The organism is Citrobacter sp. RHBSTW-00599 (assembly GCF_013784065.1).
Lineage (GTDB): Bacteria > Pseudomonadota > Gammaproteobacteria > Enterobacterales > Enterobacteriaceae > Citrobacter > Citrobacter braakii.
This window is the reverse complement of the sequence record NZ_CP056717.1, coordinates 1,250,950-1,265,331: the sequence shown is the minus strand read 5'-3', so window position 1 is coordinate 1,265,331 and position 14,382 is coordinate 1,250,950. Positions and strand designations below refer to the sequence as shown.

Sequence of the window (14,382 nt, the reverse complement as noted above, 5' to 3'; positions counted from 1 at the left end):
GTATACTTAACCAAGGAAGACTAAGTCATCACAATTTCAGTCTTCGCTCGAATATACAGACGGTTACATCACCTATCCTAAATTTTAGGCACGGGCTTCAGCGGATCTAGCGATCTTGCTTTCCGTCTGCTCCGCGCCAACAGCGGACGATTGTGATTCTGGAAGCACATCTAATGATGTGGCCACTTTATACCAGCCGCGCAGGTGCAGAGAAGAGTGACGACTTTGAACGCCTGCCGGAACTGGTGGAGAAATACCTTCAAGGCTATAGAAAGGGAGCGCGGCCGCATGCTGGTAGCCATGGTCCGCGCCGAGCAAAACGCACAAACGATTAAGAGAGGGGCCGCCTGATGGAAAACGTATTGCCTAATGAGGGGATTATCGCCATCCCGAAAGACAAATTGCCTCCAGAGTTCGTTGAATGGATCCGCACCATGCAAGAAACGGCACACGAGAAGCTGCAAAAGGCTGATAGAACTCTACGCAAGATCCATGGGCTGATTAAAGCTATGCAGACCGCTGTACAGCTGACGTATGACCACCAGCAACTGGGGAAAGTTGAGTTTGAGGCGACCACCGAGTGGTACCTGGAAAACTCATCCAGAACCACGGCTTTTATCGTGACCTATGGGCGACTATTCACCGAGAGCAAGGGCACGTACAAGATTGAACGAAGCAAGGTCCCGGATGAACTGGGCGATATTCATGATGAAGTCATGAGAATGCGTAACAAGCTCTATGCCCACAATGGTGACCACGAATCCATTAACACATATCCGGAGATTGGATTTGATGGTACTGAGTTTGAGATCAGGCTCGGAATGACTATTGATGTGCATGTTGGTGGGAATAATCACTGGGAAGCGCTGGTTAAGTTTGTTAATGAGCACATTAACGACCAGCTTTATAAAAACATAGAGCGTCTCAAGGAGGAAACCGGCACCGTGTGGCGCACTAGTGAAGAGGGGTGAAATTTATGATGAATATTACACCGCCTGCGAACTGTTGCTAATGTAGACAGAAACAGTGTGCTGGTGTGGTCATTCAGACCGCTGGCCAAAGAGAAAAGTGTATACGATGACGACGATTTCACAAAGCCGCCCGAGAAATGCTTTGCACCCCTGAGTAATTCAGAGGTGAGGTCTACATAACCAAAAATGGCACTACAGAGCTGTTTGTTCAGACCGCCGACGAACGTGAAGCTGAACTGGCCGAACGCCATCTGCACATGGAAACCGCAGCCGTGCTGAAGCTGGTGGGTCGTCCCAGCGCGATTATGAGGAAGTCCGTTTTAGTTCTGGTCGTGATACCTTTGCCCGCAGGAAAGCGGCTAGGTAACAGTTGGGCCTAGAGGACAACGTGACGGTCGTATACATCACCAATACAGAAGAGCAAACCCTCGAGTTATTCAAGCGTACTAGGTGGCACGGATGCCGCTGGAAGAGGCTCAGGATTTTACTGATGACCTACTGGAGCGGGCGCTCGATGCGGTTGAAACCAATCCGGCGCGGTACCCGCCCGATCCTGGTGCCCTGCAAATGGGCGTGACACTGCAACGTTGGTTGGTTGTAGATTCGCAGTACCTCTGCCTGTACTGGTATTTTCACAAAGAAGATATAGCGCTACTGGATATTTTCGCCAGTACCCGCCAGAACTTTCTCTCTTTGCTCTACATGGCCCAACTTTCCCGGCAATAAGCGCAGTGACTCCAATTTTGGGGCCGCTATAGACAGCTAAACCGCCTCACGGCGGTTCTTTACCTTCTTACGCTGAATGAGACGACCGCTTTTCGCTCATAGCGACCAATCAGGTCAGGTATATATCATCGGTGCGTCAGATCAAATTTGATTTGAAAACAGAGTTAAAGGGGCAATGAGCCCTTTTCGTTATCAAATAATCAAGCTATAAGCTGACTTGTACCGAAGTTACGATAACCGTCATGGAAATCTTTACTGTACTCTTTTGCCATGTAAGTAACCCGCAGCAGGAAATCATAATAATTAGGGCTTAAAGTTAAGGCATCATCCCGAGTGAACCAAGCGGTATGATTCTTCGGGAAATGCGGGAGATAAGCATATTCAGGATAATCAAGCCCAATGGCGCTGCACCAGGCTTTTTGTATCCTGATTCCCATATTATCAGCATCAGATTCAGTATAATTCCCCAGATAAGCATAAACCTCTTTGTCAAACAGCAGAACCAGATGGTAGTGATGATGTTCCCCGGTAACACGCTCTCTGGCCCAGATATAGCCGAGTGGCGTAGGCTCACCGGCCCTGCCAGAACGCTTGTGCTCTTCACGTAACTGGCTTTTAAGGGATTCTATAGCCCGAGTTATGGCTTTCTCATCATCCTTCTGAAAGCAGAGCGGCAGGTCTGGTTCTCCAGGCACATGGGACTGAGCAAATCTCAGGTCAACGCGTAATGCAAATACCCGGCTATAGTTTTCCAGATAGTTAGATATCACAGCAAGCGATCGACGAAGCATATAGCTTGATATTCTGGAATCATATTTGTTTTCAGCTTCCTGCTGCAGGAACTTAAACTGCTTTTCAGTTAATCTGTAAGGTGATTTCATAATATAAGTTCACTGGATAATGGGTAGCAAGTAGCTACCCAGGTTATTGCGGGGGATGGTTAAGTAATGGTTACGGTGCCCTATTGCAGTAGGATCACATTGGCTCACTGGCATGTATTACTGTGTTTTATATGCTTATTGCTATTTGACATAGATACCTATATAACGCAGACATATATTACATATACCGGACTTTCCAAGTGACTTAGGCAGCTGCTTGATGATGAGAAAAGCCGCAGTATTCCTGGGCAAGAAACACCCCTAACAAACTGATATATAATCAAAATAACTCTGAAGTTATTCTGGTCGAGCTAACTTACTCAGCGTCAGCGCACCAGCCTGGTATATTGGCATATTGTTCTTAGCTGCCAGTTCGACAGGGTTCATTGTTGAACCTATAAATTTCACATAATTGATACCTGCCTCTTCGAATAGCTGCACCATTCCTTTTGATTCAAGCTTTTCCAATGCTGGCATAAGCCGCTCAGAGCATCTTATGGATCTTGGGCCCTTTTTTATAATGTCGTTTCTTCTGAAATCGTAGGAACCATTTTCGACAAGTTGCGATTCCAGCCAGAATAATATTTTTTCTTCATCACTAAGCTCTCTTGTAGAATCAATTTTTGTGATAGCGTGATTGACAAACCAATCCATCAAATTCAAAGCTGATAACAAATTTTCCTTTGATATTATTGTCGAATCGGGTTCACCTGAAACCTGAAAAATACCTGCTATTCTGAGACCCTGCTCGATAATACGGGCACCTACATCATCGTAGGGAAACAAGGAACCTCCAGGTTTCATCTTTTGCTGCAAACTTAACGATGTTGTATCCAATAGTTCCTGGGCATCTGGTGCCAGAGAAAGTTTTATTAGTTCATCATCATTTTCTCTTCGCTTCACACCCGCTTTTATATGCCGCGTTATCACTGAGTACAATTCAGAAAGCACCGCCTCACTATGAGTGTAATCACCGTTGATGATGCATGGTTCTATAATTTGCTCCATATCTATCATCTGTGTACGTGCCTGTAATCCAGTCTCTCTGATGTTTGCTTTTTTCTGTCTGCTGGTATTGTCATAGGGTTGAGGCTGCATCGCTAAAAAATATGAAAACACATAATTTTCAATGACAAAGCTTTCAGTGGCAGCCCTATCTATTGTAACTTTGTCTCCACACCAGTATGTATTGAGTAGCGCGGGATTGTTGAACACACTCCCCTTGTACACTGCGGTTGCCTCGTCATTAAAAAGCGCCTTATTTTGATACCCCAGTCCAATTGATTTTGCGAGTGCTTCGCTTGTCGGATTCGTTGTAATAATGACCTTTCTTACTGGCACTTTCGGCTGTCGGCCAATACATTCTTCGAGTTTCTTACTCGTTTCGGTAGTATCCTCTCCCTTGCTCAGAGTCTTTTTATAAAGTCTTTTTAATACGTTAAACTCTGCCTCCCAAAGAATATTTATTCGCTCATATGCTTTAAGCTCTTCACGATAAACATCTTCAAACTCCCGCTCTTGTTCTGCAAAGGGGGTCCTCAACAATCTGAATATTGTTGATTTTCCACTGCCAGATCTTGAAAGCAGCAACAGGTACAAGGCCAGAAGGGAGCGCTGCTTGTTCTTTAACTGAACACAGTACAAATCCTGACAGGCCAGCCCTAAAAAGGCTAATAACGTAACAACGATTATCTCGATAGCCACTCCAGTTATGTAGTGCAAATGCGAAGCCCAATGCCTGATGTGACGTGGCAGAATATCAAACTTCAGGTTAAGTTCATGATTAATTTTGTTTTTATTGCTCATTGCAACATCCTTTATTTTTTTGCAAAAAAATTAAACGGTTCGGGAAGCGATCCACTCGTCAATAGCAGTAGATCGCCATCCTACGGATGCAGCCCCTAGCCGGACCGGTTTAGGAAACTCGGCATCGTAATATCTGGATTTAGGATTCAGTTTTTCGTAGATGCTTGAGCGGGATATCCCCAGTATCACTGTCAACTCTGCCATGCGCAGGATGCGTAGCGGGTGTGCTTTTTGTTCACTAATGTTCGGCATTTTCACTTCTCCTATTGGACCTCTTTAGCTGGATTCGACTTTCTCACACCATCTGAGATACTGTCCCCGTCAAAAAACGGAAACCAACCGGAGGGAACGTGGGGACTCATGCTTTTGCTGATATGATGTATCGTCTTTACCAGTGTTTTGGCCTGTTTGAAAAAGATGACGAACGGCGTGAAGTGCGTGGAAACGGCAGTTTTTCCTTTCATCAGAATTTTTTCGATCAAGGCTATAACGATTTAATAAGAATAATTGACAGCAATGAAGTCTTCAGCCTCGAAGAAAGACGCGAAGTTTTTTACAAATACGAGCAACTATATAACGCGCTAATGCATATTCCGGTCTTTTCTCACCTAGATAATCGACAAATCACAAAGCGATACCTTCAGGTCGCATTGCCCCCCATAGTTGCATTAGACGTCTATAATTCTTTTCCCCCCGATGATGAAATGCATTTCTATTACCATATTCATCGTTTTTTAATCAGCATACACTGCCCACACGAAAGCGCTGATAAAAGAAAGATTTATTCAGGAGTGAAGGAATATCTTCGAGAATATATTCGCACACTTGAGTTTCACTACACGGATCATCTGGCATCACTAATTAGCTTCATTAATGACATTAAAGCAAGTAGTGGACAGAAGGAAGCGACTATAAAGAGAATAATAAAAGATTGCCGTTTAGAGTATGATGAAAGTTACATCTCTGAAAAGAACATCAAACTCAATTTTCTGAATTTAAATAAAATTGAAAGAGCTTATCTTTCACTTAACGTGTTACTTGCATTTGAACGCAAGACCTCTGCTGTCACAGCAATATCTATGCATTACCGACATACAGTGAGCAATGGCGTTAATTACAACACTAGCTTTGGCATTCTATGTCGATATCTTTATTCCAGAGGGTATGATGAACGACTGTTACACTATATTACACTCCCATTTTATAACGAAGCAGTCCGTCCGATTTCGGTAATGATAGAGGAGAAACCGTATCGCTACGTTCACGAATTAAAATGGCTTATTTTCAACATTAGTGAAGGCAACAAATACTCTAAGTGGGATTTAGCCGAAATGGAATCCAGTCTCAATGCCGCCACTAACTCAGATGTATTAAAGCCTTACTCCCAACTTTTGCAAATCATCACTTTTCTCAGTCAAAATAAAATAGACGAAGCCTTCTGTCTTGTAAACAAAATCCCATTAGATAGCTTACCTATTGGTTACCTGCCTTCAGCCTTTTCAGTTATCAAAATGGCATTAAAAGTAAAACTGGAAAGAAAAAAATAAGAAACAAAACATTACTATCCGCGATAAACAGTACTTTGAGTAATCAAGGCACCATTACTGAGTTTATACCTGTAACCATAGGAGAAACTGATAGTAGTGTTGTACTATCTGCAGATAACATGACGATCATGCGTGCAATAAAAATGTACAACCACATGATAAGAAAGGTAAGTTACTTATCTGAGGATTCACCGTCTGATATCTGTCCGCAATCTATATTCGGGCTTCTTAATGAAATAGAGTTTGCGCTGGGTAAACTAAATGCCCTGGTTTGCGAAACAGGTGATAGTATTGATAGTAATGAACTGGCCGGGTTTATAGTAAAAAATAAAACACTAACAGCTCGCGAATTGAATGAAAACCTGGTTGGCATACTTGATAAATGCACACTTTATAATTTCCTGAGTAGCATCAATGTTTTTATTAGTTATTTGAGATGCCCTGGAGAAGAACTAGGACACATCAGGATATTTGCCGGAGTAACAGAGAAGCCAAAACGTCTTCGGGAAAAGGTATGTGAGGCTTTGAGGATTGTATCAGAAAAACGTAGATAGGGAAAATTAAGGAAAAGGGAAACGTATCCATACGTCAACAGAGAAGTACTGGTTCAGTCAGAAAAAGTAAATAACGCTTTATGTTTCCCCTGCTACAGCTGCTACGTGTAGCAGGGGTCAGAGATAGATGAGTATGTTATTTATTTCAGCTCACGGGTCGATCATATTTCATGCCTACTGGCGTTTCCTGATTCGACTGGCGTATCTGGCGAAAACCAGTACCAAGAATATTTACAGCAGTTACCGTAACTTTGGCACAAGTCAGTGTCCACGCTTAGGTGGATTAGCCTGTTAATAGCACTCTGGGTGGGGTATTTATCCTCACCCTGTCAATTAACATAGTTGACACATTTCTCGGGAAAAATTCGATAATGTATCTCGGTACCCTGCTACAACCTGATACATGTCGCAACTGTAGCAGCCCTCAGAGAGCAGGACATACATTTTTGGGCTAGTAGCTACGGGTATACCATTGTCTGAGAGCTAAGTTCCTTATTGATGATTGCAGCATTTAAGTTGACAAAGTCCCCTCTTGAGTAGGGACAGCGTTGCATCGACCTGTTGAACTCACGGCACGGAGCGGTCTACTGGAAAGTCGAGAGGTCTGCTAAGAGCGAGGAGCGACCATTGAACCTACAATTTACCTGTGTGGCTTAGTCGAACCATTTGTGACGGCCTTTTATACCAATTCCATCAACGTCAATATAAAAATCATCATTTTCTTGATTTTCAATACTCATGTTTTCCATTGATGTCAGCCATTCAGCGCCCATGAATTTTCGCTCTGCTATCCATTTATTTACTAAGAATTGACGGAAGGGAAGAAATGGATGTGATATATTATAAGCATAGTAATCAGGTAATTCGCTCTGCGTCCTTGAATCAGAGATGGTTTCGATGAAGTTTATGGCATCGCGATAATAAAAATATCGCAAACGCGAGTTAAGAACATGATCATATGGTTCATCACTCCCTATAGGATCATAAAACTTAATTTTGGGTTTCTTGTAGAGATTGTATGCAACGCTAGCCACAGAGAAGTTGATAGATAGAGGCCCCGTTCCAGATTGTTTTTTATGTTTTATCATATCAAAATCAGAAACACTTTGAGCAGAATATCCTTTTGCCTCAACTGCAAATTGCGCAGTAAGTGTATCACAATAAAAATCAGGTCTATCTCCTTTTATAGGAAGTTTTTTCAGTGCCATTGCGCATTCATAGCTATGTGTATATTTTGCACCATATATTTTTTTTGAGAAAAAGTCAGCAAACGCCCTGCCTATTCTGTTAGACGTATAGGCAGTTTCTGTTGGATCTTTTTCTAGACCAGGATACTTACGAAAATGATTTGAACCAAAAAAGGATGGGGCGAACTCACAAAAAAAACTTGTGTATCTTAATGGGTGTAGTAGAACATGCGAACTTTCTAATCCAGCAAAGGTTGCATGTTTTATGAAGGCAAGGAAAGAGATATCTCCATGTGAAGTTTTAATTAAACCTTTATTATTCAAATGAATAAGCTCATATTCCACTTTCAATCCTTAAAATTCATATTATTAAAACATAACATTCTTTGTTAAATAAACTCCACTCTTACATCCATAAATTTTCTTTCATAAGTATCAACGTTAATCTAGCAATTTACAATAACTTATGCAGAGCTAACCTAACCACATCCGCTTTAGGCACGAAACTGCCCATCAAGAAGTTAGGTAGGGCAGCTGGCCCTGCCCCCAAATTCTGCTCCATTAAGAAACAGAATTCTGGCATGATATTCACTTCCTCCACCGTTCGATGACCTTTTCGAAAGCCACATCGCGCCATAGCGATTGCCACTCATTATGAACTTTAACGCTTTGGGAGTGAGGTTCTGGCACCGGCAGTGGCATTTTGATAACTGCTGGCAGTAATACCGCATCACCCACTACCACGCACTCACCGGGAGCCAGGTTTGGTAAAATCTCGGTGATACCATTGGAATTGTCAGGAAATAGTCGTCGCACATAGGACTGATCGGCATCATTTGTCAGACGTAGAGAGATGAAGTTGTTGCATTGAGCAAAAATGGTTTCTGAGACCTCTGAGGGACGCTGGCTTACTACCATCAGGCTCAAGCCATATTTTCTGCCTTCTTTTGCTATACGTTCAATAGATTTCCTTGATGCCCGATAAGATGCGTGTCCGTCCCTAGGTACATAGTTGTGTGCCTCTTCACAAACTAACATCACCGGGATGTCATTAAGCTTGCCGATGGCATGCTGCAGCTTTGAATAATGGAAGCAAAAGTCGAAAATCAGGCGAGAGATAAGACTGACTGTAACGCTGAGAACTTCAAATGGCACCCCGCTTAAATCGATAACAGTGACGTTTGATTTATCCAGATAGCCAATGAATTGTTTCATCAACGTCTCAAAGTCGTCTGTAACATGTGCATTTCCGTCAACTTTCTTGGCATTCAACAGAAACCGCAGCCGTTTATCTGTAAGTTTCGACTCCAGCCGCGAAGCAAACCTGTTGAACTCACCACTGAAAGGACCGACGGTTGCCTTAGTTGCTCCCGCAGACGAGGTAGCGATAAAGTCTTGAATTTTTTCAAAATAAATCGTTCTATCAGTGACTAGTTCTCCACTAGCCAGCTTTGGTTTATCTTCCCCCACCAGCCGACCAATCACTTCTCGATTCAGGTTTTCTATGTAGTTGTAGACTTCCTTAATCGAGAAATATACAGGCGTGTCATACGTAACTTCCGTAATGGTCGGATTATGCTTTTCTTTGTTCAATACAACGGCATGCTTGAACTGGCTAACCTGATTATGAGAGTTGTTCTCATTACTTTCGATGAACATGCTTTCAAGTTCTTCAGAGTTCATTAGCCAGTAGGGCAGTTGTAAGGTATCAATATCCAGCCGGGTGAGAGTGAACGATTCCTGTTCTGGCAAATTGAATGCGGCAGAATATTCATCATGAATATCGAAAATCACCACATGCGAGTTATTTTGCCGATCTTTATTGCCGTTTTTACACTCAGCAATTCCAACAATCCTCTGCAAAACGCTCGCAACTGTGCATGACTTACCAGAGCCCGTGGAACCTACGATAGCAATGTGTTTACTGAAGAATCTGTTACCGCTGATCATGAGGTCGGTATCTTTATTCATGGAAAGCTTGCCGAGAGGGAAGTCGTGCTCACTATCAGCTGAAAAGATTTTGTCTAAGGTGTCATTTTCAGCAATGAATGCATGCTCAGTTGGGACCGGCAGCAGCAGACTACTGCGGTCAAAATTTCTATCATCCAGCAGCGTTCCGATAGCCTGGCACTCAATCTGGAAGCTCCAGGCTGGCTTGCCTTCTGGATCAGTGGTGTTAGTACCTTTGATATTACGGATGGTGGCAATTGTAAAATCGTGATTACCTTGGGCAATTTTCAGAAAGCGCCCAACCTGAAGGTTTTCTTTATTTGTTTCAAATGTCTCAAGACAATCTACTGCAACGATTACAGCCTCTGGCGAACACGACAGTACAGCTCCAATTTTAGTAGCCATTGCTGATCCCCATCATATATTTAATTTCATCAAATTTTTCGGCACCCAAAGCTTCAAGATTTACATCCCGAAGATCCAGCTCTGTCACATCTCCATCTCCGATTACAAAAAAATCATCCGCCTTAACTTTGGGATGAAGGTTTTTGTAATCATCCCAGCGAATAAAGCGAAGAACAAATTCTTTTTTATCTCGGGTAACAATAGGCTCACTAAAAAATTTTTTCTCGGAGAAGGCTTTTACATGACGACCGATGTTCGGGATTACATCCTTTTCGTATAAACGCTCTGCAATGTCATCAAAGTGGGACTGAGAGACATCCAATATAAAAATGGGAGTGTGTGTATGAGCTTGTTTAAAATGATACTTATCAATAAATGATTTTATAAATAGGACTATCTGTTTGTCGAACTCTTCAAGGATACACGGGAAAACTAATAAGAAACGTAAGCGGGCGTTTAAACTTAGATTTTCTTTCAATTGCTTTCGTCGGGAATCCAAAACTTTTTTTCGCGTTTTTAATGCAAGTGTCCATTGTGAAACAGCTGTAGATCTAATACGACGCAATTCTTCAAGAAACAACTTTCTAGTGATTTTTCTAGATTTTTCGTCATGTTTGATGCTTCTGTCACCGATTATCTGAATAGCATTCGGATAAAATAACGTTTCGACCTCGCTCTCACTGAACCCCAGACCAACAAGGAGTTTTGTGTTCTCTTCCATCAAATCGTCATACTTTGGTGTAATCGTGATGGAGAATACGTCAAGAAACTTTTTAATATCAACACCTTTTGCATCAGCTATAAGTGTTTTTAAGTTTTGATTACTTGAATTCAGAGCACTTTTAAGCTCAACATTGGTTATAGTCACAGTGGGGTTGTTTGGGAAGTGCGCGAAGAGATGATATTTTATTTTTGCAGTTGGATTTGACTTAAAGTGTTTCATCATCTGAAGCAAAGGATCATAAAGTATGCTTATGGAATACTTAGACTGCGCCTCATGGTATTTACATTGTATGGCTTTAGTACCTGAAAATGTAGCCACCTCAATATCTTCCACAATTCCTTCAATTGTAATTTCCGCCTCGTCTGCCGCTTTAAGCAGTTCAGAGAGCGTCATATTGAACTGATACAGAAACCCTTGGATGGTGTAATCGGCCGAACGTCCCATTTTGACCTCAGTATGTAACAACGTCAGATGCTGGCTGCACTTTCACATTGCGTAACACTATAATCTGACAACTCAGATTACGCTAGATTGACTTTAAGAATATCCATGAACTGTCAGATCTGGTGCTCTGAGTAATGGGAACTTCAGCACTGTCGTTTAAGACTCCATCGTCCTCAGGGCCTGCCACAGCGGGTACCACCATAGCAATAGATAAAGACAAGCTTCAGCGCGACTGCTCCCAGTTAATCAAAAAAGTTGATGTCAGCAGCGTCTGCTACTGGCACAAAACTGCCCTAACGCAGGGCTTAAAGGGCAACTATGAGCGAAGAGCGTGTAAATAGACCCGTTTTAGTTCCATGCATTTTTTGAGTTCCCGGCCAAATAATAGTGCTGTCGGTATTCCTCCGGCGTCATATTGTCCAGTGATTCATGCGGGCGTTCACAGTTATATTCTGACAACCATTTTTCCGTGATTTCCCGCACTTCATTCAGCGTTCTGAACAGATAAAAATCGAGTATTTCTGTACGGTATGTCCGGTTAAAGCGCTCAATGAAAGCGTTCTGCGTCGGCTTACCTGGCTGGATAAACTCCAGTTTTACTGCATGTTTCTCTGCCCATTCGGCCAGTGCCAGAGAGATAAATTCCGGACCATTATCCATGCGCAGCATGACCGGATACCCGCGATTTGCCGCGATCCTGTCGAGTACACGGACCACTCGCTGAGCTGGCAGATTCAGATCGATTTCAATCGACAACGCCTCACGGTTAAAGTCATCAACGACATTGAACGTGCGAAAACGACGGCCACAGACCAGGGCATCAAGCATAAAATCGACAGACCAGCTCTGGTTCAGCGCTTAAGGCGTGGCCAGTGGCGAAGGATTACGCACCGGCAACCGCTGTTTGCCCTTACGGCGAAAATTCAGTTTCAGCAGACAGTAAATACGGTGGATCCTTTTGTGATTCCACGGGTATCCCTGCCGCCGCAAAACCTGAAAAAGTTTCGGAAAACCGTATCGTGGGTATCGCTCGGCCACTGCCTGCAACGCGACAATAACGGGTTCGTCACGCGTGGTATCCGGACGGTAATGGTAAACCGTTCTGCTCAGGTTCAGACTCCGGCAGGCCTGACGGATACTGAGTCCAAATGTCGTTATCAGATGAGTGACCAGCTCACGCTTAAAGGCTGGTTTTAAAGCTTTTTTTCGATAACGTCTTTCAGCGCCCGGTTCTCAAGGCTCAGGTCGGCAAACATCTGTTTGAGACGCCGATTCTCGTCCTCAAGATCCTTGATCTTTTTAATATCAGAAGCCTCCATGCCGCCGTATCTGGACTTCCAGTTATAGTAGGTGGCTTCAGAGATACCGGCCTCCCGGCAGACATCTTTAACGGTTCGTCCAGCTTCAACCGACTTAATCACAGCGATGATCTGATGCTCAGTAAAACGGGCTTTACGCATAGCGATCTCCTTCGTTGGCAGATTGATTATGCCGGATGATCTCTAAATGTGAATGGCACGATTATGCGGGATACTTACATATACTTAATATATCCATGCTTAATAACGACAACTAATTATTATTTAACCTAACACTGAATGCGGCTTTTTGACCCACAACAAAATTACCGTATTGATCGCTCACAGCTGCACAAAATGGATAAATACCGTCATCAGCACTTACAGTTTTTTCCTAAAGCCAGCGCTTCGTTCGTGTGCCATGCTTAATCACGCTAATAACTTATAACGCTAAGCGAGGATATTATGAAAAAGACAATTATCGCATTATCTGCAATTCTGCTGGCTTCTCCCGTTATTGCCGCGACGACACACGCAACTGATAATGATGTAGCTGCCGCACACGAAAATGCTAATACCGCAAAAGAAAAACTGCATCAGGCGCAGAATCAGGGCGAAGAGCAAAAGTTAAAAGCAAAACATGCTGCTGAAGGTAAACAAGATGACCTGAGCAGTAAAGTGAGTGAAAGCTCACAAAAAGCCTGGAATACAACCAAAGAAGGTACTGAAAAAGGTTGGAATGCAACAAAAGAAGGTACCGAGAAAGGCTGGAATAAGACCAGAGAAGGTGCTGCCTCCGTTGAGAAAAAAGTCAGCGAGTAATCTTCCAGCCATTCAATAATAAAAAGCCGCTTTCGCGGTTTTTTTTATAAGTAATAAGCCGTAATCCAGGATTGCCTACCCGCCTGGCTAAACCAGGGCACGGTAACGCATTGGACCTGACTCCACGTGTGGCGACAGTAAATCGCTTTCCCTGTCGCCACACACTTTCGCCCTATCCAGCGACCAGATAAAATACAGCCTGTTATTACCATAAGCTACAATAATATTAATTTTAGATAATCAACGGCACGTTTGCTGACAATAATGAGCAAAGGGTTACTATAGGCCTGTCTTTTTTTTAGCAGGAAAGTAAAATGAAAAAAACAAAAGGGTTGATAATTGTTGCCCTTGCTTTCACCCTAGCGTCATGTGCTTCAATTCCTGAGAATATCAAAGGTAATAATCAACCAGATATACAAAAAAACTTTATCTCCGTGCATAACCAACCGGGATTATATACCGGTCAGCAGGCCCGCTTTGGGGGTAAAGTCATCAATGTGATTAACACCAAAACGGATACATTACTGGAAATCGCCGTTCTGCCACTGAACAACTATGCTAAACCGCAAATAGACGCGAGCTATCAGGGGCGTATTCTTGCCCAGCAGAAAGGTTTTCTCGATCCGGTAAACTACAGAAACCATTTCGTTACTATTTTGGGGTCAATTCAAGGAGATGAACCAGGATTCATCAACAAAGTCCCGTACAACTTTGTTAAAGTTGATTTACAAGGTATTCAGGTTTGGCATTTAACGGAGTCAGTCAACACCACCTATAATATGTGGGATTACGGCTATGGCGCGTTCTGGCCTGAACCCATGTGGGGTGCCCCCTACTACGCTAATACAGTAACTCAGGTAACTCCGGTGCTAGTGAAATAATCTCTGTAGTAAGATGGCGCGAATATATTCCGGAGTCGGGTACTGACAAACGCCCAGCACATCACCCCGCGTTGACCTTATTGCGCCATCCTGCTTTATGAGATCCTTCGCTTAGCACGCATTCTTCCTGTTACATATAATTTTACCCGCTAACACTTGAGCGAAAAAATGGGCTTTAGCCATCTC

General features: G+C 43.0%; 12 protein-coding genes and 2 pseudogenes. 7 read left to right on the top strand and 7 right to left on the bottom strand.

Annotated features, from left to right (window positions below; all coding sequences use genetic code 11):
• The first annotated feature begins 350 nt into the window (after positions 1-350).
• Complete coding sequence (locus HV243_RS06025; RefSeq protein WP_053389393.1) at positions 351-971, top strand: hypothetical protein; 621 nt, start codon at positions 351-353, stop codon at positions 969-971.
• 450 nt (positions 972-1,421) lie between these two features.
• The gene (locus tag HV243_RS06020) at positions 1,422-1,697 is read left to right on the top strand and encodes a hypothetical protein (RefSeq protein ID WP_131351262.1); all 276 of its coding nucleotides are present in this window, start codon (positions 1,422-1,424) and stop codon (positions 1,695-1,697) included.
• 200 nt (positions 1,698-1,897) lie between these two features.
• Here the strand turns inward: HV243_RS06020 and HV243_RS06015 are convergent, their stop codons facing one another.
• The 3 genes and pseudogenes from HV243_RS06015 to HV243_RS06005 all read right to left on the bottom strand — a co-directional run.
• Complete coding sequence (locus HV243_RS06015; protein ID WP_053389395.1) at positions 1,898-2,578, bottom strand: inovirus Gp2 family protein; 681 nt, start codon at positions 2,576-2,578, stop codon at positions 1,898-1,900.
• A 297-nt stretch (positions 2,579-2,875) separates the two neighbouring features.
• On the bottom strand, positions 2,876-4,384 hold the full coding sequence (locus tag HV243_RS06010) for a DUF3987 domain-containing protein (protein ID WP_053389396.1): 1,509 nt from the start codon (positions 4,382-4,384) through the stop codon (positions 2,876-2,878).
• Between the two features lie 48 nt (positions 4,385-4,432).
• Positions 4,433-4,636: pseudogene (locus HV243_RS06005) on the bottom strand (AlpA family phage regulatory protein); the annotation flags it as partial.
• A gap of 98 nt (positions 4,637-4,734) precedes the next feature.
• Between HV243_RS06005 and HV243_RS06000 the strand changes: the two are divergent.
• The 3 genes from HV243_RS06000 to HV243_RS05990 all read left to right on the top strand — a co-directional run bounded on the left by HV243_RS06000 (position 4,735) and on the right by HV243_RS05990 (position 6,780).
• A complete protein-coding gene (locus tag HV243_RS06000; RefSeq protein ID WP_149330688.1) occupies positions 4,735-5,931 on the top strand; it encodes a hypothetical protein in 1,197 nt (398 codons plus the stop codon).
• Positions 5,932-5,966: 35 nt separating this feature from the next.
• The gene (locus HV243_RS05995) at positions 5,967-6,485 is read left to right on the top strand and encodes a hypothetical protein (protein WP_146037516.1); all 519 of its coding nucleotides are present in this window, start codon (positions 5,967-5,969) and stop codon (positions 6,483-6,485) included.
• Between the two features lie 127 nt (positions 6,486-6,612).
• Complete coding sequence (locus HV243_RS05990; protein WP_242672047.1) at positions 6,613-6,780, top strand: inovirus Gp2 family protein; 168 nt, start codon at positions 6,613-6,615, stop codon at positions 6,778-6,780.
• Between the two features lie 358 nt (positions 6,781-7,138).
• On the opposite strand, the gene HV243_RS05985 is transcribed toward HV243_RS05990, so the two are convergent.
• The 4 genes and pseudogenes from HV243_RS05985 to HV243_RS05970 form a co-directional block, all read right to left on the bottom strand.
• Positions 7,139-8,017: a hypothetical protein gene (locus tag HV243_RS05985; protein ID WP_053389399.1), complete on the bottom strand. Its 879-nt coding sequence runs from the start codon at positions 8,015-8,017 to the stop codon at positions 7,139-7,141.
• A gap of 243 nt (positions 8,018-8,260) precedes the next feature.
• Positions 8,261-10,027, bottom strand: coding sequence for an ATP-binding protein (locus HV243_RS05980; protein ID WP_053389400.1), 1,767 nt, complete (start codon positions 10,025-10,027; stop codon positions 8,261-8,263).
• Positions 10,017-11,195: a hypothetical protein gene (locus HV243_RS05975; protein ID WP_053389401.1), complete on the bottom strand. Its 1,179-nt coding sequence runs from the start codon at positions 11,193-11,195 to the stop codon at positions 10,017-10,019. The genes HV243_RS05980 and HV243_RS05975 overlap by 11 nt, the downstream gene beginning before the upstream one ends.
• A gap of 348 nt (positions 11,196-11,543) precedes the next feature.
• Positions 11,544-12,655, bottom strand: a pseudogene (locus tag HV243_RS05970) (IS3 family transposase).
• A 303-nt stretch (positions 12,656-12,958) separates the two neighbouring features.
• Here HV243_RS05970 and HV243_RS05965 point away from each other — a divergent pair.
• The gene (locus tag HV243_RS05965) at positions 12,959-13,315 is read left to right on the top strand and encodes a hypothetical protein (protein ID WP_053389404.1); all 357 of its coding nucleotides are present in this window, start codon (positions 12,959-12,961) and stop codon (positions 13,313-13,315) included.
• Positions 13,316-13,629: 314 nt separating this feature from the next.
• Positions 13,630-14,196, top strand: coding sequence for a Slp family lipoprotein (locus tag HV243_RS05960; RefSeq protein WP_149330689.1), 567 nt, complete (start codon positions 13,630-13,632; stop codon positions 14,194-14,196).
• Positions 14,197-14,382: the final 186 nt, after the last annotated feature.